The sequence below is a fragment of the Bacillus sp. JJ1773 genome (genome assembly GCF_036962035.1).
GTDB lineage: Bacteria > Bacillota > Bacilli > Bacillales > Cytobacillaceae > Cytobacillus.
The window spans coordinates 1-22,985 of record NZ_JBALNX010000030.1; the positions used below are offsets into that span (position 1 = coordinate 1).

Genomic DNA, 22,985 nt, shown 5'->3' on the forward strand with positions numbered 1-22,985 from the left:
ATTTAACTAATTTTGGGTTTATAAAGAATAAAAAAACCGTAGCTAAATTAAAAGCTATGGTTTTTATCGATGAACTGGTGGGCTGCTTAACGATTAAAATAATTAGCAATTCAAGTTATAAAAATTTATATACCTAGTTATAAAAACAGCAAGTAGAACCCAACCAACTCTGATTGGGTTTTGTGATTTATACAAAACAGATGTCCTTCTTACCTCTTTCAACGCTTATTCATTTATTTAGACGAATTCCACTTAAATCATTGTTAATCATTACAACAAGTCCCTTTCTCTTCAATATGACCAGACTTATTAACTTTTGTCTTCAAATACTTCTCGTTATATTCCGAAATATCCCCCCAAATAGATTCTCTACCTGAAACCTCAAGACCTGCTGTTTTTAATGCTTGAAGTTTTTTAGGGTTGTTGGTTATAAGTGTAACAGGTTTTGTGCGTAATGCTTTAAGGACAAGAATTGCATCTCCATAATTTCTAGAGTCATCAACAAAACCAAGTGCCTCATTGGCTTCAACAGTGTCATAACCATTCTCTTGTAAAATGTAAGCCATCGCCTTACTAAATAAGCCAATTCCTCTTCCCTCATGGTTAGCTAGATAAAATAAAGCACCATTCCCGTGTTCTGAAATCATTTTCATGGATTGCTTTAATTGGAAACCACAATCACATCTCTTACTACCAAAAATATCGCCCGTATGACAGATAGAATGCAATCTAATAATAGCATTATCGTCATATTCAAAATCACCATAGACTAGGACGCTGGATTGTTGTAGCTCGGCTAGGTTTACAGAAGATAATTTATCAATAATCCTTTCAAAATCCTCCGTTACCTCATCACAATTCAGCCAGCAATACCAATGGAAAACAACAGTATCTCCATATAAATTAACAGGAAGCCTAATCGGACCAACTAAATAAATAGCACGTTTATTGGTCTTAATTAATTGGATTTTGTCTTCTAAAACCCCTAGGACTTTAGTGTCGAATGTTTTTTTCATATTCCGATCTCCTTTTTTAAAATAGTATTTACTACGACAACAAATAAACTCATGGAATTGTGGCAATCTTACTTTTTTTTCTTATAAGAAACTTTTTTTCATCCCTTTTACATTATTAGTTAGCTGACAAAAGGTTTCTCTAGACCCACTAGATGTTTTTGTTCAATAATATAAATGTAATTAATTAAACGGGGGAAAATTATGTAAGAACAAGCATATTGGATTTAAAAAGAGTAGAACACTTGAGGGAAGCATGTAAAAAAAGATACTGAAACTGTGACACAAAATTACTAAATATCGTGTAAACCTCTGTTATACCCGCACTTGCTGCTCATTAATCTATTGGCATATTGAATTTATTAATTGCTGTTTTTAGATCCTCGTTTCTAATATGAGTATAAATCGTTTCAATGGAAGAATGTCCAGGTCGTCTTAGCTTTGGTACATCATTTATTTCAGCTTGTTATCTTGTAGCAACGAATGGCGCAACTTATGTACAGATTAAGAAGGTTTACCGAATGCTGTGGCGTTAGCAACCTAGTAGGTAACGTTCTTGTTATTAATCTTTTAATATATTAAAAAGTCCCCACCTTCAGAGATGGGAACAATTACATTACAAATAGTCCTTGCCAGTCTTAGCCACTATCATCGTATCCTGAATATACTTTGCTGATTTATGCAGCCACTCAGTTTCCTGCTCGTCCAATTTAATTTCTAATTGCTTTTCCACGCCATTTCGCCCAATTACACATGGCATGCTTAGTGCAACATCTCCATCATAGCCATATTGCCCATGTAAGGTTGTGGAAACTGGATATACACTACGTTCATCAAGCATGATGGCTTTTGCTAATGTAATTGCGGCCTGGGCAACTCCTGCATTTGTCCACCCTTTATTATTTAAAACAGCAAATGCTTCTTTAACGACCTGCTGACCCATTTTCTCTCTGTTTAAAGGTTCTTTTCCATCAAAAACTTGATCCAATTCACCTTCTCCAAACCCTTTCACATTTAAGCGGCTAAAAACAGGGAAGGCTGTATGGCCGTGCTCACCCATCATATATCCTGTTACACTTTTTGGATCAATATTGTAATTCGAAGCAACGACATAGCATAAACGGGCAGAATCCAGCATCGTCCCAGTTCCAAAGACACGACCCTTCGGATAGCCAAATTCATTTTCAGCAATGAAAACCATTGTATCTAATGGATTTGTAATCATGATCACAATGGCTTCCTTCGTATACTTAGTTATCCCAGTCATTACCTCTCGAATAACCACTGCATTCTTTTCAGCCAACAATGCCCGGTCTGGCATTGCATCCTCATCAGTTTTCAGGACACTTGGACCAGCGGCACAAATAATAACATCTGCGTCTGCACATTCTGAATAATCACCTGAACGAACTGTCGTGTTGGACATATATGTAAGGGCAGTTGCGTGAGATTGGTCTAATGCTTCGCCAAAAGCAACTTCCTCTCTACAATCAATTACAGCAATTTCTGAAAAAAGGCCAAGCTTCATAGCATCGGCTAGAACGTATGATCCAACATGCCCTACGCCAACGATGACTAATTTATTTTTTTTCATCCTAATACCTCCTAAGCTTTCGTCAAAGATGTTTCCTTTAAATAATATTTCACAAAAATAGCTACAAGTAAATGGTTTAAAACGATTATTTGATTGAATAATTAAAAATATTAATATTCATACGGTTAAGGCCGTATTTTCCCCGCTAAATAGGAAACATTATACTTGGCAGTCAAAGACAGGAGGGAAAAAATGAATAAGCAGCGTGCAAAACAAATTTCAGAATCACCAGAGATGCATAAAGTTACTTATAACGGCAAGCAAGTTTATATTCAGCATGTAAATGAAGATGATACCGCAAGAATTTACCCCCTGGATGATCCAGCAAATGAGCAGGATGTGTCTTTGTCTCAATTAAAGGAATAAACAACACAAAAGGCGCTATCCTGATTACTTGTCAATAGCAGGAATGCGCCTCATTTAAAATATAATATTAATTTCAGCCTTTTCGAATTAATGTTTCACCTCTTAATCCCAAACAAACCTTTCCCCACAAAAAGGAATAAACATCAGCTTAGTTTTCCCAAGCTCAATTACGTCATATGGTTTCAGTTCGTCAGCTGTAATGACCTCTTCATCATTTAAATAGACAAGTCCCCGTGATTCACCAGGGTACACTCTGAATTGACGTTTTTTTGGACTAAAGCTGACAATGGCATGATTCTCTCTAGAAATTGCTTCATCCCCTGCAATACAAATATCCATTTTATCAGATCGGCCGATAAAGTTTCGTTCACTTCTTATCCGAAAATCCTTGCCTTTATCAGGTCCCTCTACACACACTAACCAACCAACTACTGGATCAATCCCCATTTGCTTGCGGAAAACAGCTACCGTTTTTCCATCCTGTTGGTTAGGTGGAACAGGGGTATTTCGAATATCATTTCGTATCTTGGCTACGGTCTTGCCTAATTCAGCATTTTCATTTGGGATCTTTGCCTGAGTTTTGGAAGGGTCATTTCCAGCAGGCTGCCTCATCGGCATTGTCATCCCAAGATTTAAATCAATATTGACCCCACAATGAGGACATAAACTATGTTTGGCTTCATCATAATAATGACCATTTATACACCTTTTCACTATCCTATCCCCCTTCTACCTCAGTTGCGGAAATAAGCCACTTAAAAATTCCGTCTGAACGAATAAAGCTATGAATTAATGTGCTTTTCGCCTCGAAATTTTGCGTACCGTCCGTGTAAGTCAAGATTTGAACTACTTTTGCTTTTGCAGTCTCTCCTTGTATCTCTAAAACTTCAATACTTTCAATTGTTGCTTGGATCTCGTCATAGGTTTCAAAGAAACTAGTAATGCTCTGCTTTGTAAGGCCTGCTGAACTTGGATCAATGGTACTTAAATAGGTCTCTACATCCTCATCCTCAAACGCAAACCCATTAGCGTAAATGGTGATTTCGATTTCCAAATCATCAGAGTAAACGTCTGTTCCTTGGTTATTATACATATCTTCAATCTTTTCCATATCGGGATGTGTCAGATTATTCTCTTTAAAATATTTAAAATCTGCTAAAACAAAATCCTTAAACGATTTATTTTCCAAAATTATTTCATCTTGATGTGAAGAATAAAGGGCTAATGCCGCATTAAATTGATTAGAAAATAAATAGGCATGGGCAAGATTCGCTTTAAACTCAATATTGCCCGGATCGAGCTCGAGTGCCACTTCTGCTGATTCGATCGCATCGTCAGACATTTTATTTAATAATTGAATATAGGACAACATCCCGTAAGAGTTTGCTAACTCAACATAATCATCTTGAAAAACAGGATCATCTTCAAGCAATTCCTCTAGTATATCCACACTTTCCTCTATATCTTTAAGTGCATATTCGTAATAACCTAAATTACTTTTGATAAGAGAAATATTTCTATATAATACGCCTATCGAATATAGGGCATCAAAATCATATTCATTCACTTCATAAAGAACCTTTGCCATATCCCTAGCTTGAATATAATGTCTTAGCGCATCCTCCTGTTCATTTTTCATATCTAGGTTATAGCCTTTATCCCAATATTCATTTACAATTGAAAGCTTCTTAATTTTTATGGTTTCTACATCGACTGGCAGATCTATTCCCTTACTAACTTCTAGGTGGACTAAATCGTTTTCATTTACCTTTTGGTCGGGGTTAATAGATTGCTTTATTACCCATCCTTTTTCGAGGAATAAACTTTCAACATAAGTGACATTACCGAACTTTAATCCTTCTTTTGCTAATAGTTCCTTTGCTTCTTCCTCGCGGATATCCATAATATTTGGAACAGTTACTTGTTTGGTAACGGGTTTAGGGGCTTCCTGAGTTTTATTGACGGCTACTGGGGCATCCTTCGTTTTCACTATTTCTTTTCCCGCTTTTGCACCGAATAGGATGGTTGCAGCAAAAATACCAGCAAACAAAAGGATCGCAACCGCCGCTCCTCCGCCAATCCAAACCCATTTTGAAATTCCCGTTTTCTTTGCCGATTCTTGATGCTGGGAAACTGTCGCCTTCGTTACCTGCTTAACTGGTCCTTTACTATTGATTTCATTCGTTTTATTCGAAACGGGCGCTGATTCATGTAAATTCTCAAGCAGCTCCTGCTGAAATTCTTCCATTGACTGGAAGCGGTCTGTTGACTTTACAGATAATGCCTTCATCAGTGCGGCTTCTGCTTTTGCAGGAATATCAATACCAAGCTTAGATGGTGGAATGATAGCATCCTCTTCTAACCGATCAAGAGATTCAGGTGGTACATGACCAGCAATGGCGCGATAAAATGTAGCAGCCGTTGCATATACATCTGTCCAAGGTCCTTGTTTTCCTTTACTTCGGTATTGTTCTTCTGGTGCATATCCAGGCTTTAATATAACGGAAATGCTTTTACTAAATTCTGTTATGGCGTGGCGAGCCGCTCCAAAATCCAGTACTTTAACTTGACCTTCGGCGGTAATGTAAATATTATCCGGACTAATATCCCGATGAAGTGTCTCTGACCGGTGAACCTCCCTTAATGCATCCATAACAGGCATCATGATCATAAGGGCAGTTTGATAAGGGACTTTTCCTCCCTGCATTTCTAGGTACTGCTTGAAATCGACACCTTCTAAATAGTACATAACTAAATAGGCGGTTCCATTCTCTCTAAAGAAATCCCGTACTCCAACAATTCCAGGATGATTATTATATTGAGCCAAAGTTTTTGCCTCATCTAAAAACTTATTCAAGCCATGCTCAAAATGAGAATTAAGACTGCCTGAGAATACGGATACCATCGTATGCCCAGGAGATCTTGTTGCAAAATCCCGAGGCATATATTCTTTAATGGCAAGCTTCATATCGAGATTTAAATCCCATGCTAAATACGTTATGCCAAAACCTCCATGTCCAAGAACTCTCCCCAAAAGGTATTTCTCATGCAGAATCGTTCCAGGCGGTAAATGCTGTGGTGCTTCTGCGGCCGACTCTGTAACCCAGCCACAGTGGGGGCATATATGATCGGATCCCTTATCTCCCATACACCCTAAACAAAGATGATTAATATCCGCCATCCCTTCACCTCATTCTGACAAATTATTCACTTACAAACACAGCAATGGCGCTGTAATTATCATTGTTTTCGAGAGTACGCCCCTTTAGATTAATCTCCATTAATTGAAGCCAGTCTGAAGGAGTTGAACATATTAGCCTAGTATTCTCCATTTCTTCTTCTGTGATATATTCCCAAAACCCATCAGAACATAGCAAGAAGGAATCCCCAGGATAAACGGTTATTTCATTTTCAGGAAAAGTTGCTTTGACAGCTCCTTCTGACCCTAACACTCGAAATAACCGGTTCCGATCCTCGTGAAAGCGAATTTGGTCGGCTGTTATTTCTCCTGCATTGACAAGAGCTTGGCATACACTATGATCCTTTGTTTGTACCATTACCTTTCCATTCCTGATCATATATAGACGGGAATCTCCTACATGGGCCCATGTGGCAAAACTATTTTTACATAATAGGACAACGACGGTCGTTCTCATTGGTTTTGCATTTGTTTCTAATAGTAGATGTTTGCGGATAACCTTTTGTGTTTGTTCAATGCCTTCCTTTAGCCATTGAATATCATTTCTCATCTGGGATTCTTGTAAAATAGTTTCTACCGCAAGTCTTGATGCAACCTCCCCAGCCTGATATCCGCCAAGTCCGTCAGCAACTACCCAGCATCCACCGTTTTCCAACTCATTAAAACCAATGAAATCTTGGTTAACTTCCCTTCCGCCTTTATTTGATATTGAAGCTGAGCTATACTGCATTATTTAATCTCCCAGCTTACTTCAAACATATTTTCCTTCGAGGTTAAATAAAAGCGATCACCTGAACGCAATTGAGTTATTTTCCCTTGGGGAATCCGTTCACCTGATACAAGATATGTCCCATTAGAACTGTGATCCTCAATCATGAACGTCTGATTATAATGATCATATCGGATCGTACAATGCTTCCTGCTAATCTCTTCAGAATTATGAGGATAAACAAACTGGCATTGCTTTGCATCCCGTCCAATTGATAAATGAGTCCCATTTAATTCAATTGTTTGGCCGGCAAAATAACCAGAAAGTCCCTTTAATTTTGGCACTGAACTTGGAGAGGAAGGTATAATAGGAACAGAAGGTGCTGCTTTTCCAGGTTTATTTCCTTTTTTCCTTGTCATTAAAATGATCACGACAATGATAATAAATAAGAAAAGTAAACCTGCTGCAGCTATTCCGATTATCCACCATATAGCTGTAGATTTTTCTTCAGTATCGTCAACTATTACTTCGACAATCGGATTACTGGCAGTTAAATAGTTAATTCCTCTAGATTCTAGCATTGGAATCAATTCTTCGATTTGGACGGCTCCATTTATCCCAGAAGCACTAGTAACTCCAAATGTATTAATCCCGATTACTTGACCATTTACATTTAGGAGCGGACCACCAGAATTTCCAGGATTAATATTGACGTCAATTTGCAAGATTCCCCTGCCGCCTTGGGTAGATATTTTACTGATAATTCCTTTCGTGATCGTTACATCATTAGGTTCACCAGATGGAGTATCATCGATTAAATCTGCATCTCCAGGGAAGCCTAAGGCATATACCTCTTGGCTTGCTTTTACCTCATCACTCTTTCCTAACTCCATAGGAGGCCGTTTAAATAGATCCTGCGACAATTCTAATATAGCCAAGTCCTTAATTTTGTCATAAGCGATAACAGTCGCTTCAATTTGGTCCTCCTTTGAAAGGAGAATCGTGACACCATTTAAATTTGGTTCTACAACATGATAGTTAGTGACGATATGACGGACAGGCTCTGAATTGCCAACAGCAAAGCCAGTTCCTGTATATAAGCCTCCATCTGAACCATAGCAAAGAATCCTTACTACACTGTTTCTAAGCTCATCGATCGATCTAGATTCCGCAATTGCTGCATGAGAATAGAAAAACAGTATAACAATGGAACATAGGAAAGTAATTAAAGTCCTATGAAAGGAGCTATTCCGCTTATTCATTTTTGGCATTTCCATCCCCTCTTCCCTTTAAATCTGTCCTAAAGTCAAAATGGCTACGGTCGCATTATCTTGATGAGGCTTTTGTTTCTTTAGCACCAACTCAATTAATCTATCTGCTGCTTCCTGTGTTAATAAGGAACTGCATACATCCATCATCTCCTCATTTGAAACAGATCCATAAAGACCATCGCTGCAGAGGATAATGGAGTTCCCCCTTTCTAGCGGAATCGGGTCTAATGAAACATCGAGCTCCTCGATTTCCTCTAAACCTAGAAAACTCGTTAAACTTTCTCTTTGAGGATCATTTTCTGCCTCCTGCCGGGAGATTTGACCAGAAGCTGCTTTTTCCTCCAGCTCTTTAGCATAAATATGATCCGTAGTCAGCTGCTTTACAGTATGATTTTGGTACAAATAAATTCGGCTATCTCCAACAGATAACCAGTACAATTGATTCTTGAAAACAACGGCAGCAATTAGTGTTGTCCCGACTCCTCTTTCTAACCCATTTTGTTTGGCAAATGCTTTAACAGATTTATTCGCCTCTTGAACTGCAGATACTAATTTGTCCGGTATAGAGTCTATTTCATTGGATTCCTGATAATGTTTGACAAAAGTTTGTACTGCAAGGAAACTAGCTTCCTTTCCACCTATAAATCCACCCATTCCATCAGCTAAAACCGCGAGAACTCCATACTTATTCATGAATGGCTGATCATGAATATCTGTGAACGCAAATGAATCCTGCTGCTCAGAGCGGCTTCCGATATGCTGGGCATTACCAGGAATAACGATAAAAGGTAAATTTGTTTTTGTTATGGGATCAGGTATAGTTGCTATTTGACGCTTCTTTAAAGCTTTAATATGAATAGGCAAATATATAGTCAAAACTAAAATACCCAATATAATAAGGTACCCCCACCATGGCAAGCTTTTAAGTATGTTTTTTACATTTGGAAAATCTTTTGAAACGGTATTCATAGTAGCTGTGAAAAAAACTAGCATCATGTTTAAAGCACCTTCAATCTAAAATAGATTTTGTAAATACAAAGGACGAATTATACTATGTGTATAGGACATGACACTAAGTACCATTAAACTGCTGGCTATTGATAAGCTAATTGATAAAAAGTGATTCTCAAGACGCCTAAATAATAGATAAAAGAATAATGAAATCCATATAAAAAGTGTACTGATAATTAACAATTGAAGGATCGCAAAAGATACAAGGGAATGGAAAGCCAGGTTAACAAAAGCTCCTGCTAATGAGAGGGGAATAAACATTTCACGGATATTTTTTATGATAGGGATGGCCTTTTTTTCCGAAGAATAATTAGAAATAATAGGGATAAGAAAAAAAGGTAACGTACTTCCAAATAAGATTCCAGTTGTGACACGAATAAAGTTATTTGTTGAATAAACACCTAAGTAAGATCCGAACCCGTCAACTACTAATGGCAATAGGAGAATTAATAGGAAAAAGCTATTTTTTTTATTAGGAATGGTTATATTCTTATACCTTTTCAGCACAGTGATAAACATGAGCGAACTAAAAATGCCCAGATAAATTCCTGTATCTCGAGCACAGACAGGTAAGTAATGCCCCTCCATCTGGAATGAACGTACAGGAAGCTGATGACAGATGGCTTTTCCTATGAAGAACGTGAATTTTTCTATACTTGAGAACATATACAACCCCCATTTTGAAGGAAGGGGCTGACCTTTTTGAGAAGATACTATTAAGGAAAGGGTGGTTGAATGCAAGATTTTAAGGGGTCAGCCTTACATATAATTAATAGGTGTAAAATGCTGGCAGCATGGAAAATGCAGATAATGCAAACCAGCATACACAGCTAAGAACAATCGAAATGATACTTATGAGCAAACATTTTTTTCCGACACTTTTTTTGTCAAAATCTTGATCATTCATCCAAACAATTCCTAAAATAATCCCCACGATCGGAATAAAAAAAGAAAGCAGGTAAAATAAAACCCTTTGCCCTCCGGACACTTTATTCACCTCCACGTATTTCTACATTTGGATTTCAATGCTAAAAGTCCTAGTCATATATATGTAAAAAATAGAATAATATTGCTTTTCCAACTTTAAGAATTAAGGTGAAACTTCAATTAGTGAGGTTTTTCCAAAGAAAAGGTGTAGCGGTGCCGACTGACGAATTAGCGGAGTTTACATATTTTTTGAGAAGAAGGGGATTTTATTAGTATCTAAATATAGGGAGATTTGCTTTATGGATTTCAAGATATTAAAGTCAATCAATCAGCTTTCTGGCCGCTGTTATCCAATTGATCTGCTTATGATATTGATATCAAATAGAATTCGTTATTTGTTTATTTTAATTTTGATTTTTATGTGGTTTAGAAATTATTCCAACAAAATTGCATCTCGTAATGCACTGATATCTGCAGGGATTTCATTGTTATTGAACATGTTAATTAAGCTGTTTTATTTTAAACAACGTCCATTTGTAAAACGCAGAGTTGGAATTCTTATTCCCGCCAAATTGGATTCATCTTTTCCCAGCAAACATACCTTGCTAGTGTTCGCAATTTCAACTTCAATTTTTCTTTATGAACGTTTCATTGGTTCAATCATGTGGATTTTATCTATTTTGACGGGCCTCTCTCGAATTTGGGTTGGGCATCATTATCCTTCCGATATTATTGGAAGTGCCCTCTTAGGTACTTTAATGAGTATCCTTATTGATAAAACTGCTCGTTGTGTAAATTTCTTTGCTCGTCCATAGTTTATTTCGATTTTGAATATGAAAATGCCCACAGTAAAGTGGGCATTTTCATTGAATAGGAATACTATTTGTTAGTTAAATTATCAGGTGCTAATTCTTTTGCAAACTCTGCTAAAGCCGCTTTAGGAATTTGCCCCTTAAAAGGGGTTTGCATCGTATTCATAACATTTTGAAGTGGGTTATTCATATTTTTATTGCGATTTCTATTTAATCCGTATGCTGCAGCACTTGCTCCTAGACCCAGTAATGTTGCCCAAATTATTCCGCGGTTACTTCGTTTTCTGCCAAATGCATTTTGTAATATCCTTGTATTTAAAAGCGCTATCATCCATTTATTCAAATCCAAGCACTTCCTCTATAAAAAATTGAAAAGCAATTTGCGGCTTTCCACTTTTAATATGTTCTATAAGAGGAATGTCGATGCTGGTAATAGTATGAAAAATTTATAGAAGGATTTTCAAACTATTTAGATGTTAGCACAATTTACTTGCCTATCGCTTCAGCAACATCATAAAGAGAAAGGTCAATTTCTAATGGTTGGCCAAGGGCAAGCTTTGCTAGTTCAGCACCCAAATAAGGTCCTACAGTTAAACCTGATGCGCCAAGGCCATTAGCAATTAATATTCCCTTATAATTCGGCAATGCCCCTATCACTGGAAGAAATCCAGGTGTGAACGGCCGAAAGCCAACCCTAGTTTCAAGCACCTCACTATTGCTTAAACCTGGGGCAACGGCAATTGCTTTGCTAAATATTTCATTTTGTCCGCCTGCTGTTACCCGGAGGTCAAAGCCTTTGTCATCCTCATGTGTGGCTCCAATCACCACTCTGCCTCCATCAAATGCTAAGATATATTGGTTATTTGGTGGCATGATGACGGGCCATTCACTCGTATCTGATTTTGCCAAATGGAGATGAATGATTTGCGCTTTTTGGGGAGAAACTAAAAAGTTTACACCAAGAGGCTGCATTAATTCTTTAGCCCACGCACCTGCCGTTACGATAACGTGATCTGCGAGAAATGTTTCCCCATTCACCGTTACTCCAGTCACTATTTTTTCATTAAATTGTATGACTGCATTTCCATGCATATACAAAGCTCCGTGCTTTTTAGCAGCATTTATTAAGGATTGGCAGAGCGCTCTGCCATTTACCCTTGCTGCACCGCTTATATATAATGAAGAATACTCCCCTGCCAAAGGAGGAAATCGCTTATTTGTTTCATCAGGAGATAATTTTGTAATTTCTCCTATTTCTGGTGCGCTCTCAAGACGTTTGAACGCTCTTTCCTCCATTTTTTCTAGTTTATCTTCGTCTGTATGGATGCTAATGGCTCCTACCTTTTTATAGCCAGTTTCGGTTTCCCCATCTGCTTCCAATTGTTTTATTAGAGAAGGATAATATTTTGCCCCGTTCTTAGCCAGCTTGTACCATGCTTGATTTCGTCTTTGTGAAAGCCAAGGGCAAACAATTCCTGCTGCAGCATCGGTGGCTTGTCCGCGGTCTTGGCGATCAACCAATATGACTTCTGCACCTGCTTTTGCGAGATGGTAGGCAGTGGATGAACCTAAAATGCCTGCCCCTATGACAATATATGATTTCATTGAATATGCCCCTTTTTCGTTAAAAGTATTTCCCTCGTTCACGAATCCATTATTTATTATACCTTTATTTTCTATGGGACAGAACCTTAATGGATATGGGAATGAGTATCTCTCTTTTTGCATCCTAAAAAAAACCACAATGCGTATACTAATCCATTTAATTGGAAAAATATACTTAAGAATTTATGGGAGGCTCATTTATCTTGGTTAAGCTGAAAAATAGGAAAAAATTATTTGACTTTATAAAAGAGAAATTACCGGAGCCTTCCATTGACCAATCTGAAAAATTAAGTCCTGACCTTTCAGCAAATGAAAGTGCCTTAAAAGAGATTTTTCAAAATTGTTCAGATTTTGTCCTGCGACCTATTTATGTGTTCAATGAAATAAAAATATTACTTGTTTACATTGATGGTTTAATTGATACCAAAAGTCTGGAAGAGGTTTTTCTAAAGCCTTTAATGTTTGAAGGCCCACCTAAAGGTTCGGCTGAGCCTCAATCAATAGGAAAAGTGATCGAACAACAGTTATTTTCAAGTGCACAGGTAAAAAATGTATCCACTCTTAAGGATCTTGTTGACGAGGTTTTAAAGGCGAATGTTGGCGTTATTGTAGATGGAGAAACAAAAGGATTAATTGCTGATTTGAAAGGCTTTGAAAAAAGAGGAATCGAAGAACCGCAGACAGAGGTAGTTATTCGTGGCCCAAGGGATGGATTTACAGAAACAATAAGGACAAACACCTCCCTTATCCGCAGGAGAATTAGAAGTCCAAAGCTTAAATTCGAGCCGTTTACTTTGGGAGAATATTCTAAGACTGATATCGCGATTGCTTATATTGAGGGGATTGCCCCAGACTCTTTAATTGAAGAAGCACGGAAAAGGATAGAGCGAATTCAAATTGATGGAATATTAGATTCTGAGTTTATTGAAGAATTTATTGAAGACTTCCCTTTTTCTCCATTCCCGCAAATCCAAAATACGGAGAGACCAGATGTCGTAACTGCAAATCTGTTAGAAGGACGAGTGGCCATTTTTGTTGATAACACCCCATTTGTACTCATCATTCCAATGACATTTTGGGCAGGCATGCAGGCAACTGAAGACTATTACGAACGCTTTATTTATACAACCTTTATTCGAATTATTCGCTTTATTTTATTAAATATTTCTCAATTCCTACCTTCCATCTATGTAGCCCTGACAACCTATCATCCTGGATTAATACCGACTACTTTGCTCATAAGTGTTGCAGCTGCAAGAGAAGGAGTGCCATTCCCTGCCATTATTGAAGCCTTAATTATGGAATTGGTTTTTGAAGGACTTCGTGAAGCGGGTATTCGGCTTCCAAAGCCAGTCGGTTCAGCGGTCAGTATTGTTGGGGCGCTCGTCATCGGTCAGGCAGCCGTACAGGCAGGTATTGTTTCCTCCCCGATGGTAATCGTTGTAGCAACGACAGGAATTGCCTCTTTTGCCATTCCTCGCTACAATTTCGGAACTGCTTTTCGGATGATCCGGTTTGCCTTATTAATTTTGTCAGGAATTTTCGGTTTATATGGGGTTGTATTGGGATTAATTGCGATTACAATTCATCTCGTAACTCTCCGTTCCTTCGGTGTTCCTTATTTTAGTCCTTTTGCTCCACAGATTTTTTCAGGCTTGAAGGATGTAATTATCAGGGTGCCTAAATGGGCTTATAATTATCGACCGCCATTTACGAGCGGTGTGAATAAAATGCGAATTCCATTTGGACAAAGACCAAATCCTGGTCAAGGCAGGGAAGAAAAATGATCAAAAAATGCATAATCATAATTCATATTTGCATGTTCTTAGTTCTCACCACCGGCTGCTGGGATCGCAAGGAATTAAACGAAAGGGCTATATGGCTCGCAACAGGATGGGATCTCGGAAAGAAAAAAAACATTCAGCTTAGCGGCCAAATCGTCATCCCTTCCAATATGCAATCTCAAAGTGGCAGCAGTGCGGGCGGAAATGAGTCTTTTACAATATCGGCAGAAGGAAAAAATGTTAACGATGCTACACAAGTTATGCAGGAAAAGCTATCAAGACAAGCCTTCGTAGGTCATAGAAGTGTTATATTTTTTGGGGAGGAATTTGCCAAGTTAGGAGTCAAGCATCAACTGGATGCACTTACCCGTGGATCTGATGTAAGTTTACGGACGGATATATTTGTCGTCAAAGAGGCCACAGCACTAGAAGCACTCAATATTTCTGATCCACTAGAAAAGCCTCCTGCTGTTGCTGCCATTAAAGGGCATGAGGAATACGGAGGAAGAGGTGACATTGCTTTAGTAAACTTTTTAATTGCAGCTATCAGCGATGGTATTCGACCATCTCTTCCAGTTATAGAGCTCACAAAAGTTCAAACGGGAAAATCTTCAGGTGGAGAAAGTTCTTCAAATGATGTTTTGAAAATAGGAGGTTTAGCTGTTTTTAATAAAGACATAAAATTAGTTGGCTATTTAAATAATGTGGAAAACAGGGCCTTTCTTTGGATTAAAGGAGTGTTAAGAAAAATAACTATTACTAATCCATATGAAGATGGGAATGCAAGTCTAATCTTAACTAAAATAAATAGTGAAATTGTAACAAAATTGGGAAGAGACAATAAAATAAAAATTACTGTGAAATTGACTGGGGAAGGAGCCATTCTCGAAAACAATACACATTTAGATCTAAATGAACCGAAAAATGTTCATAAGATGAGAAAGGTATTTGAAAAGACAGAAGAAAAAAGAGCACTTAAAACGATAAAGAAAGTCCAACATAAATACGGTCAGGATATTTTTGGATTTGGTGAAGAAATTCATAAAAAATATCCTCGTCAATGGAAGGAGTTAAGCAAGGATTGGGATAGGCATTTTTCAGAAGCTGAAATTATAGTAACAACAAATTTTGAAATCAAGCGGATTGGCATGACTGGCCCATCTATCTTGCTAAAAGAAAGTGAGATTCATAAATGAAAATTACTGGTTTGCAAATTTTTTGGATAATATTCACCTTTCAAACAGGCAATATGCTTCTACTGGCAGTGAATCCAACGATCATTGATGCAAAACAAGATGCATGGATTTCCGCGATTATCAGCATAATATTAGGCATCGTGATTGTTTTGATAGCTACAAGGGTAGCACTGTTTTATCCAAAACAAACCTTGATTGAATTCTGTAAACAAATTTTGGGCAAATGGATTGGGACAACTATTGTCTTATGTTATTTTATTCAATGGTATTCGGTTATTGGTAATATTCTAGGGGAGTTTGCACAGTTTACCATTACCATCCTATTACCTAGTACCCCATCGTGGTCGCTTATTGTAACGATGCTGATTGTCATTATTTACGTCACCAATATTGGAGGAATTGAAGGAATCGCACGCTGCAGTGAAGTATTTGGGCCTCTCGTTCTTCTCATGGTAACTGGACTAGTTTTTTTTACGATACCCAATTTTGATATTCAGAAAATATTACCCATTTATTCTGACACCGGATTTATCCAAATCATAAAAGGGTCCTTATCCCCACTTTCATTTCTTGGCGAGTCTGTTATTATGATGATGCTTGTTGCTTTTATGGATGAACCAAAGAAAGGTCCATCCAGGGCAGTATGGGGGATCATCATCTCTGGTTTCTTCGTGAGCACGGCGACAATCAGTGTATTGATGGTATTCGGCCCTCACATCTCGCAAAAACTATTGTTCCCAGCTATAGATATGGTCCGCTTTATTTCCATTATGAAATTTATTCAAAATTTGGAGATTGTTGCGGTTCTAATTTGGATTCTAAGTGTTTTTATTAAGCTATCTGTATACTTTTTTGCGGCAAGCTATGGAACAGCGCAATTACTAAAAATAAAGGATTGGAAAAAGGCCATTTGGTTTGTCGCAATCGTGACATTTGTTTTAGCGATTTTTCAGCCAACCATTACGTTATTTGGGGCCGAATATGTAAAAAAATATTGGGTGAAGTATGCATTACCGATAAATATGGTTGGAATCCCTATATTGCTGTTAATCGTTGGAGGAATCCGAAAACGTTTTGCTCCTGCCAATAAGGCATCTTAATTTTTTTCTGAAAAGCGCTGATGATCTTGCAAATCAGCGCTTTCTTGAACTCTTTGATAAAAATGCCTATGTTCATTGTATGTCATTTAATATTTGAAAAAGCTCCTCCAAATGACGGATTTCATAGGTAGGAATAACCTCATTTCGTTCTTTATCCTCCCTATTTATCCAAACAGATCGTATGCCTGTACGATTGGCGCCAAGGATATCTGTCATCAGATTATCCCCTACCATTATGACTTCATCTTTTTGCAGCGACATTAGAGATAGAGCATGTTCAAAAATAGAAGGATCTGGCTTCCCTCTTCCAAAACTCCCTGAAATGACAATTTGGTCAAAATAAGGGGCTATTTCAGGGGTAATCGTTAATTTCGTGTTTTGTAAATCAGGGGAACCGTTTGTAAGTAATAGGAGTTTGTAGTTTCCTTTTAACTGGTCTAAAACTTGAATAGTCTCTTCATAGACAAACGGAGTTTTACGGCGCTCCTGTGGGAAAAGCTCTGCTAATTCAAACCCAAAGTCTGGATCATCGATACCCAACCTTTTTAACCCTCTTGTCCATGCATCTTTCCGATAACCAGGAACAATTTCTTTCATTTTTCTAAAATCTTCATGATCATCTAAAAAGTTCCCCCATAGTCCTTCAAAAGGATTGATTCCGATCATTTGAGTAAATTCATAAGTTTCATAGGAAGAGTAAAGATTTCTTGCTTCCTCTCGAACAGCAGCTTCAAACTGGTTATGGTCCAATCCATAACGATCCCCTGCCATTTTACAAGTTGCTGCAAAGGCTTCCTTCACGCTTTTTTGATCCCAAAGTAGTGTATCATCTAAATCGAAAAAAACTGCTTTTATCATTTTGAGCCTCTCTTTAAGTATTATTTTATATACTAGTTTATCATGACCTATTATAGAAAAGTATTATTCTTTTTAATATTCATAAATTATAAACACCATTCAGCAATGCTGAATGGTGTCCGTAAAAATGATTATGATAATATTCTTTTTTCCCCTTCTATTGCTTTTATAGGATCAATATTTTGGGTGAATTCTAATGTGCCAATATATTTTTCGTTTTCGTCCCTTACGGCGAAATAACGAATATACACATATTTATCCCGGAATTTAATCCAAAAATCTTCAGTATCCTTCCGTCCTGATTTAAAGTCAGCTAATAATTCTTCAACAACATGCACGCTTCTTGGCGGATGACAGTTTTGAACAGTACGCCCGATTACAGCCTTAGTTCTCGCAAAAATTCTCTCTTTTCCATGTGAGAAATAGCGGACAACATCGTCTTGGTCGATAAAGGTAATGTCGACAGGTAAATGATTTAAGAGCATCTCCAGTTGCTTTAAAGATAAAATCCCTGTTTCCATTTTAATATAGCCCTCTGAGATGGCGTTCTCCCCTAATTGCTTCCTTTCTGGCTTCCATTCTTCTACAGGGCTAGTAAGGCAAAAACCAATTTCATCGCTTTCATGTGCGATCTTTACCCATTCATCCTCAGTTAGATTTTTCAAAGCCATCGGGAAAAGGATGTGCTCTTCTCTATAGATCATATTGATTACTTCTTCCATGATAAAATGAAAGAGATTCACGATTTCCTGTTTATTGCCATCATAATTGGACAGCTTATGTTTTGCCTCTTTAATGCCATCTCTAATAAAGTCGTCAATTCTCCACATATTGTTTGTCGGACCATAAATCCCGTACTTCTCAAGATACGGAAATAGCAGATTTTCTTTCCGGCTGTAATGCTTATCAATATCTAATAAAAGATTGCAATCCTCCAAAAGCTTGTAAACATTTTCAGCTGAATCTTCATCGATAAACTGTTGTAAGTGTAATTGGACCTTTGATTTTATTAACTTATCAAGCTCATGATTTTCTTGGACGAATGTATAAATAGGATGTCCAGGCTCATTTTCCGGCCTTATAGTACTTTCTGATTCCACAATATACCCCTTGAATATATCCGTATGGGCTTCATACAGACGCTGCAAATCATCCATCGGAATTCCGCCTTCTTCCATTAAATCATGCTGGAGCTGAGTAATTTCCTCAATGGAGACTTTTCCGATAAATGCATTAAAATGAGCTTTTACTTCATCTACATTTCTTCCGTTATGCAGATCAATAAAAATCTGTTTTAAAACGGTTTGACGTTCTGTATTCTTAATTGTATGCTCTCGATTATTAATGATTTCGCTCATAAGGATTCTCCTTTGCAATGGACTTCAATTAATTGATTATTGTTCTCATAAAATAAAGTAACATTTATTTGAGCAAAGGATTGTGATGACCATCATACTCTTTAAGATTGAGTTAAGAATAGTTTCATGATAATCTAACCGTAATCTATTACATAAGCATACACAAATCTAATTAAAGGGTGAGTACTAATGGATAATACTACAACTGTTGATGCCATAACCTATCTTCCGCCAAAAGGGAAATATGAAACCTTTATCGATGAAAACCATTACTCGGAGAAAGTAAGAGAATGGGGCCTATCAACAACGAAAGAGGTCAAAAAACAATTCCTCTATAAGGAAAAGAATCTTCAGTATACTGTTACAGTAAAGGGCTATGAGGTTTATGAGAAAAACAACGAATTAAATACAATCATTATTGAATTTCAAGACGGGAGTTTATGCTGCATCCATCCTGCCTACCTGAAAGAAATGCAGGCTTCAAGCTTCGGAAAAGGAACCTTTACCGATGCGACTGCACATAGCACACCTACCTCTAGTCAAGAGGTACAAATGGAAAAAAAACAGCCTGTGGAAAATAAAAGCATAGAAGAAACAAAAGAGCCTAAAAAGAAAAATGAGAAGAAAGAAAAGCCGGTTAAACTTGAGCTTCCGGAAGAGAAGGTTCATTTTACCGCAGTAGTTAAACAATTCGCTTTAAGCTGGAATAACTTTAATGAAGAAAATGATGAAGTTATTATTCTGGAGAATGTTGTCATCCTTCAAGAAAATCCAATTGATGTTGGACTATCATGGTGCTCACATTCAAAGACCTTGAAGAAATACGAACTGGCACCTGGTGATACACTTGAATTCGATGGGAAAATCGTTAAGAAGAAATTACCGAAAGGCAAAGATGTGGAGGAAGAATTTATCGTTGCCGACCCAGTCTTGTATAAAATTAATAATCCTTCTAAAATCAAAAAAGGCTAAAGGGACGTTCAATCCGTTCCCTTAGCCTTTTTCCTTTAGTTATCATAGCTCATATTCCCATTCATCCTTTAAATGTAAATATAGGACGAGCAGATTGTTTTCTAAGTCCTGAAAGCTTTTCCCTCTTGTATCCACCCTTGCTTTTGGAAGCAATATTTCAGCTACTTGCCTTGTCAGTCTGATACTCTCTTCTTCTGGTAAGTGAGTAAACCGGCTGCAATACGTTTTAACTAAGTTCCAATCCTTCGCTCCGAATGTTTTCAAAACCTGTTCCTCTACAAAGAGATCATTTTTTGCCAATCCGCGTTTTTCAATTTCTTTTTCTATAGGGGATAGCTTCTTTTTCTTTTTAGTATTTCTTTCATGTACAACGATTGTTCCAGCGACAAGGTCCCCTATTCTCTTATGCTTAGAATGAAAAAAGATCATCATCATGCCAAGAAAATAACTGGCTGGCAGTGAATCAATAATACGGAGGAAATTGCGAATAAAGCTTGATAGCAGAGTAATACTGTGGCCATTTTCTTGAATGACTCGCAGACCTAATACTTTCTTGCCAATTGTTCGCCCGCCCGAAAAGTATTCAAATGCAAAAAAGTACCCCCAATTGAGAATGAACAGTAAAATAATCGCGATCGCAACAGGGACAGAATTTAATTCAGCCCATAGCAAGAGATCGGATTGTCCATATAAAACCATAAAAAGAACAATTACAATCAAAATGTTTACTATGATTAAGATGATCTGATCGATTAAATAAGCTGCAGTCCTGCTTCCAAGACCAGCCAGCTGAAAGTTTAATGATACATATTCTGGAGTTTTTATTCCAATACGGTCTTGGTTCATGGGATCCCCTCCATTTTTTCATAATATTTCTCTAGCTGTTTCTATTTTTCTACAAAATTACTATAATAAGGAGAAAAGCAGTAACCAAGAGGTGTCAATATGAATGTTAAGCAATTTATAAAGCAGCACCGTGAAGATTGGCAGAAGCTTGAACAGATGGCAGCATCGATAAAGAAAAGAAAAAGGAATTATTCAGGTACGGACATTCACCACTTTTACAAGCTTTATCAAAAAGCTGCTCACAATCTATCATACAGTCAAACTTATTTCCCTAATGAAGACGTTACCCAATATTTAAATGCTCTCGTTTCAAAATCACACAATCTATTGTATAAAAATCAAGTGACAAGTATGAAACAAATCCGCTATTTTTTTAGGATAAAGTTTATTGGCTTATTAATAGAACAATGGAAATTTATTATTGCCGCCATGCTTCTTTTTACTATAGGCGCGGTAGGCAGCTTCTTTTCAGTTGTTGATGACCCGATGCATATTTACTCCATTCTTCCAGCAGATATCGCACAAGGAGTGGACCCTGCCAAGTTAGGTAGCAGTGATGGAGCGGTTGATTCCTCATTCATGTCTGCCAGCATTATGACGAATAATATTCAGGTAGCGATTTTGGCTTTTGCCGGCGGTGTCACCTTTGGAATATTAACCATTTATTTATTAATTTATAATGGGATCATTGTTGGTGCACTTGCCGCCCTCTTTTGGAATCATGGGAAGTCTTATGATTTTTGGGCATACATCGTCCCACATGGAATGATTGAGCTTACAGCCATATTTATTGCGGGCGGTGCTGGATTGTTAATGGGCTATAAGCTCTTCGTTCCAGGAAATTTCTCAAGAGGCTTTCAGTTAAAGCAGCAAGCCAACCGATCTGTTCAATTATTGCTTGGAACCATTCCGTTATTTGTCATTGCTGGAATCATAGAAGGATTTATAACACCCGCGGCAATACCATTAGAAGCAAAGTATATCGTTGCCTTCATAACGGTCATAGGTCTAATCCTTTACATTGTGATTGGCAAGCTATCATTAATGAAAAAACAAGCTATAATAGATTCCGATTTATAATATCTATGTAATGGGAAACGGCTGTAACTGCTAGTTTTTCCTCAACGGCCTCTACCATTAAGAGGCCTTGTTTTTCCCATTTAAGCTTTTCCCTTTTCTTAATAAGCATTTGCTGCTGTGCGATACTTTTTATCATTGCTTTTTGTACTTGGTCAGGCTTTGTATTGATTGTTTTTAATAGTGTCACATCTTCCAGGCCAATCATTAAAAATAAATGCCGTTGTCTAATCCGTTTTAAATAGGCAAGCGCTGTTTCCTCGTGAAGAAAAGTCGTAACATCACTAAATAGGAAAAGAAGGCTGCGCTTTTTCTGCATCGTTTCTAAATATTGCAGGACAGCAGCAAAATTTGATTCAGCTGCATCCACTTCTAGATTATAAATGGCATGAAGAATCGTCTGTAAATGAGCCATCCCCTTAGCTGGAGGGACAAAGACTTTCACTTCCTTTGAAAATGCCAAGACGGACACATAATCCCCTTTTTGAAGAGCAGCTGCAGTTACGGTAAGAGCTGCTTCTAACGACCTTTCAAGCCGATTTCCCTTCTCCAGCTCAGCTCCCATCATTCGCCCACAATCAATTAATATCGTAATATACTTTCCATGCTCTGGTTCATATTCATTTATCATCACTTCTCGCAGCTTGGCTGTTTGCCGCCAGTTAATTTTACGAGGATCATCCCCTACAACATAGCTGCGAATTTTGGCGAAATCCCCTGATCCACTTTGCATCTTGCGGATTTTTACACCCTCGTATAACAAAAATTGCTGAGCATTTTCTAAATACTGCTTCGTCTCCGATAAATCGGGAATGACTTTAACTGAATCATGTAATTCGACCGTTATCTGCTTTTCCCATAAGCCTAAGGAACTGGTGTAGCGGAAATAAAGCTTATTTATCTCATATCTTCCCCTCACACTTGCCTTCGTTTCATATGAGTGTATGGTGGAAGAACCCATTACAGCCTTTCCTTGAAAAGGAAAAGGACGATGAAAAACTTGAGGGATTCCATCTATGATTCTAAAATGAAAGGATTGCTGTGAATTATTATTTACCTCGATTTGGATGTAATATGTTTTCCCTCTTTCGATCTCTTCAGGAATAATACGTTTAAGAATAATCTGCTTTTTATTTGGTGATAACAGTAAATCTAGAAGACTTGCAGAAAATACAAAAATATTAACGATGATCACAAATTTCCATGAGATATTCAATACAGTTCCCATCAATAAAACGAAAGAAAGGATAAAGAAAATAATCACTAATTTTTTTGTCGGCATTACCC

Annotated in this window: 22 protein-coding genes; 7 read left to right on the plus strand and 15 right to left on the minus strand. The window is 37.5% G+C overall.

What is annotated here, in order from left to right:
• Window positions 1-263: 263 nt before the first annotated feature.
• Window positions 264-1,016, minus strand: a complete 753-nt coding sequence (locus V7127_RS07885; protein WP_335345823.1) for a GTP cyclohydrolase II — start codon at window positions 1,014-1,016, stop codon at window positions 264-266.
• 613 nt (window positions 1,017-1,629) lie between these two features.
• On the minus strand, window positions 1,630-2,607 hold the full coding sequence (locus V7127_RS07895) for an L-lactate dehydrogenase (RefSeq protein ID WP_335484679.1): 978 nt from the start codon (window positions 2,605-2,607) through the stop codon (window positions 1,630-1,632).
• Between the two features lie 192 nt (window positions 2,608-2,799).
• On the opposite strand from V7127_RS07895, the gene V7127_RS07900 reads away from it, so the two are divergent.
• A complete protein-coding gene (locus V7127_RS07900; protein WP_335484681.1) occupies window positions 2,800-2,973 on the plus strand; it encodes an H-type small acid-soluble spore protein in 174 nt (57 codons plus the stop codon).
• A gap of 102 nt (window positions 2,974-3,075) precedes the next feature.
• On the opposite strand, the gene V7127_RS07905 is transcribed toward V7127_RS07900, so the two are convergent.
• The 7 genes from V7127_RS07905 to V7127_RS07935 all read right to left on the minus strand — a co-directional run bounded on the left by V7127_RS07905 (window position 3,076) and on the right by V7127_RS07935 (window position 10,151).
• Window positions 3,076-3,687: an FHA domain-containing protein gene (locus tag V7127_RS07905; protein WP_335354817.1), complete on the minus strand. Its 612-nt coding sequence runs from the start codon at window positions 3,685-3,687 to the stop codon at window positions 3,076-3,078.
• A gap of 4 nt (window positions 3,688-3,691) precedes the next feature.
• Window positions 3,692-6,121: a protein kinase domain-containing protein gene (locus V7127_RS07910; RefSeq protein ID WP_335484683.1), complete on the minus strand. Its 2,430-nt coding sequence runs from the start codon at window positions 6,119-6,121 to the stop codon at window positions 3,692-3,694.
• A gap of 55 nt (window positions 6,122-6,176) precedes the next feature.
• Complete coding sequence (locus V7127_RS07915) at window positions 6,177-6,902, minus strand: PP2C family protein-serine/threonine phosphatase (protein WP_335354819.1); 726 nt, start codon at window positions 6,900-6,902, stop codon at window positions 6,177-6,179.
• Window positions 6,902-8,152 (minus strand): trypsin-like peptidase domain-containing protein, encoded by a 1,251-nt coding sequence (locus V7127_RS07920; protein WP_335354820.1) that lies wholly within the window; start codon window positions 8,150-8,152, stop codon window positions 6,902-6,904. Before V7127_RS07920 ends, V7127_RS07915 begins: the two co-directional genes overlap by 1 nt.
• Before the next feature lie 18 nt (window positions 8,153-8,170).
• Entirely contained in the window at window positions 8,171-9,148 is a 978-nt protein-coding gene (locus V7127_RS07925; protein ID WP_335354821.1) for a PP2C family protein-serine/threonine phosphatase, read from the minus strand.
• Between the two features lie 18 nt (window positions 9,149-9,166).
• A complete protein-coding gene (locus V7127_RS07930; RefSeq protein ID WP_335484686.1) occupies window positions 9,167-9,829 on the minus strand; it encodes a DUF2085 domain-containing protein in 663 nt (220 codons plus the stop codon).
• A 103-nt stretch (window positions 9,830-9,932) separates the two neighbouring features.
• The gene (locus V7127_RS07935) at window positions 9,933-10,151 is read right to left on the minus strand and encodes a hypothetical protein (protein ID WP_335348501.1); all 219 of its coding nucleotides are present in this window, start codon (window positions 10,149-10,151) and stop codon (window positions 9,933-9,935) included.
• A gap of 238 nt (window positions 10,152-10,389) precedes the next feature.
• Here V7127_RS07935 and V7127_RS07940 point away from each other — a divergent pair, with 238 nt between their 5' ends.
• Complete coding sequence (locus V7127_RS07940) at window positions 10,390-10,905, plus strand: undecaprenyl-diphosphatase (RefSeq protein ID WP_335354823.1); 516 nt, start codon at window positions 10,390-10,392, stop codon at window positions 10,903-10,905.
• A gap of 64 nt (window positions 10,906-10,969) precedes the next feature.
• On the opposite strand, the gene V7127_RS07945 is transcribed toward V7127_RS07940, so the two are convergent.
• Complete coding sequence (locus V7127_RS07945; protein ID WP_335354824.1) at window positions 10,970-11,245, minus strand: hypothetical protein; 276 nt, start codon at window positions 11,243-11,245, stop codon at window positions 10,970-10,972.
• Window positions 11,246-11,388: 143 nt separating this feature from the next.
• On the minus strand, window positions 11,389-12,507 hold the full coding sequence (locus V7127_RS07950; RefSeq protein ID WP_335354825.1) for an NAD(P)/FAD-dependent oxidoreductase: 1,119 nt from the start codon (window positions 12,505-12,507) through the stop codon (window positions 11,389-11,391).
• 203 nt (window positions 12,508-12,710) lie between these two features.
• Between V7127_RS07950 and V7127_RS07955 the strand changes: the two genes are divergently transcribed.
• From V7127_RS07955 to V7127_RS07965, 3 genes are read left to right on the plus strand one after another with little or no spacing between them, the layout of a single operon-like run.
• Window positions 12,711-14,294, plus strand: a complete 1,584-nt coding sequence (locus V7127_RS07955; RefSeq protein WP_335354826.1) for a spore germination protein — start codon at window positions 12,711-12,713, stop codon at window positions 14,292-14,294.
• Window positions 14,291-15,487, plus strand: a complete 1,197-nt coding sequence (locus V7127_RS07960) for a Ger(x)C family spore germination protein (RefSeq protein WP_335354827.1) — start codon at window positions 14,291-14,293, stop codon at window positions 15,485-15,487. The genes V7127_RS07955 and V7127_RS07960 overlap by 4 nt, the downstream gene beginning before the upstream one ends.
• Window positions 15,484-16,587: a GerAB/ArcD/ProY family transporter gene (locus tag V7127_RS07965; protein ID WP_335344086.1), complete on the plus strand. Its 1,104-nt coding sequence runs from the start codon at window positions 15,484-15,486 to the stop codon at window positions 16,585-16,587. Before V7127_RS07960 ends, V7127_RS07965 begins: the two co-directional genes overlap by 4 nt.
• Window positions 16,588-16,659: 72 nt before the next feature.
• On the opposite strand, the gene V7127_RS07970 is transcribed toward V7127_RS07965, so the two are convergent.
• Both V7127_RS07970 and V7127_RS07975 read right to left on the minus strand, forming a co-directional pair.
• Complete coding sequence (locus V7127_RS07970; protein ID WP_335484688.1) at window positions 16,660-17,445, minus strand: HAD family hydrolase; 786 nt, start codon at window positions 17,443-17,445, stop codon at window positions 16,660-16,662.
• Between the two features lie 131 nt (window positions 17,446-17,576).
• Window positions 17,577-18,803 carry a DUF438 domain-containing protein gene (locus V7127_RS07975; RefSeq protein ID WP_335484690.1) on the minus strand — a complete coding sequence of 409 codons (1,227 nt, stop codon included), beginning with the start codon at window positions 18,801-18,803 and terminating at the stop codon, window positions 17,577-17,579.
• Window positions 18,804-18,992: 189 nt separating this feature from the next.
• On the opposite strand from V7127_RS07975, the gene V7127_RS07980 reads away from it, so the two are divergent.
• Window positions 18,993-19,775, plus strand: a complete 783-nt coding sequence (locus V7127_RS07980; protein ID WP_335484692.1) for a hypothetical protein — start codon at window positions 18,993-18,995, stop codon at window positions 19,773-19,775.
• Between the two features lie 42 nt (window positions 19,776-19,817).
• Here the strand turns inward: V7127_RS07980 and V7127_RS07985 are convergent, their stop codons facing one another.
• Window positions 19,818-20,621 (minus strand): RDD family protein, encoded by an 804-nt coding sequence (locus V7127_RS07985; protein ID WP_335484694.1) that lies wholly within the window; start codon window positions 20,619-20,621, stop codon window positions 19,818-19,820.
• A 99-nt stretch (window positions 20,622-20,720) separates the two neighbouring features.
• On the opposite strand from V7127_RS07985, the gene V7127_RS07990 reads away from it, so the two are divergent.
• Window positions 20,721-21,701: a stage II sporulation protein M gene (locus V7127_RS07990; RefSeq protein WP_335484696.1), complete on the plus strand. Its 981-nt coding sequence runs from the start codon at window positions 20,721-20,723 to the stop codon at window positions 21,699-21,701.
• Here V7127_RS07990 and V7127_RS07995 read toward each other — a convergent pair.
• Window positions 21,679-22,980, minus strand: coding sequence for a DUF58 domain-containing protein (locus tag V7127_RS07995; RefSeq protein WP_335484698.1), 1,302 nt, complete (start codon window positions 22,978-22,980; stop codon window positions 21,679-21,681). The genes V7127_RS07990 and V7127_RS07995 overlap by 23 nt on opposite strands.
• Between the last annotated feature and the right edge of the window lie 5 nt (window positions 22,981-22,985).

Coding starts and splice junctions, on each gene's coding strand:
- V7127_RS07885 (WP_335345823.1), bottom strand. CDS start 1,016: ATGAAAAAAACATTCGACACTAAAGTCCTAGGGGTTTTAGAAGACAAA.
- V7127_RS07895 (WP_335484679.1), bottom strand. CDS start 2,607: ATGAAAAAAAATAAATTAGTCATCGTTGGCGTAGGGCATGTTGGATCA.
- V7127_RS07900 (WP_335484681.1), top strand. CDS start 2,800: ATGAATAAGCAGCGTGCAAAACAAATTTCAGAATCACCAGAGATGCAT.
- V7127_RS07910 (WP_335484683.1), bottom strand. CDS start 6,121: ATGGGAGATAAGGGATCCGATCATATATGCCCCCACTGTGGCTGGGTT.
- V7127_RS07915 (WP_335354819.1), bottom strand. CDS start 6,902: ATGCAGTATAGCTCAGCTTCAATATCAAATAAAGGCGGAAGGGAAGTT.
- V7127_RS07920 (WP_335354820.1), bottom strand. CDS start 8,152: ATGCCAAAAATGAATAAGCGGAATAGCTCCTTTCATAGGACTTTAATT.
- V7127_RS07925 (WP_335354821.1), bottom strand. CDS start 9,148: ATGATGCTAGTTTTTTTCACAGCTACTATGAATACCGTTTCAAAAGAT.
- V7127_RS07930 (WP_335484686.1), bottom strand. CDS start 9,829: ATGTTCTCAAGTATAGAAAAATTCACGTTCTTCATAGGAAAAGCCATC.
- V7127_RS07940 (WP_335354823.1), top strand. CDS start 10,390: ATGGATTTCAAGATATTAAAGTCAATCAATCAGCTTTCTGGCCGCTGT.
- V7127_RS07950 (WP_335354825.1), bottom strand. CDS start 12,507: ATGAAATCATATATTGTCATAGGGGCAGGCATTTTAGGTTCATCCACT.
- V7127_RS07960 (WP_335354827.1), top strand. CDS start 14,291: ATGATCAAAAAATGCATAATCATAATTCATATTTGCATGTTCTTAGTT.
- V7127_RS07965 (WP_335344086.1), top strand. CDS start 15,484: ATGAAAATTACTGGTTTGCAAATTTTTTGGATAATATTCACCTTTCAA.
- V7127_RS07970 (WP_335484688.1), bottom strand. CDS start 17,445: ATGATAAAAGCAGTTTTTTTCGATTTAGATGATACACTACTTTGGGAT.
- V7127_RS07975 (WP_335484690.1), bottom strand. CDS start 18,803: ATGAGCGAAATCATTAATAATCGAGAGCATACAATTAAGAATACAGAA.
- V7127_RS07980 (WP_335484692.1), top strand. CDS start 18,993: ATGGATAATACTACAACTGTTGATGCCATAACCTATCTTCCGCCAAAA.
- V7127_RS07985 (WP_335484694.1), bottom strand. CDS start 20,621: ATGAACCAAGACCGTATTGGAATAAAAACTCCAGAATATGTATCATTA.
- V7127_RS07990 (WP_335484696.1), top strand. CDS start 20,721: ATGAATGTTAAGCAATTTATAAAGCAGCACCGTGAAGATTGGCAGAAG.
- V7127_RS07995 (WP_335484698.1), bottom strand. CDS start 22,980: ATGCCGACAAAAAAATTAGTGATTATTTTCTTTATCCTTTCTTTCGTT.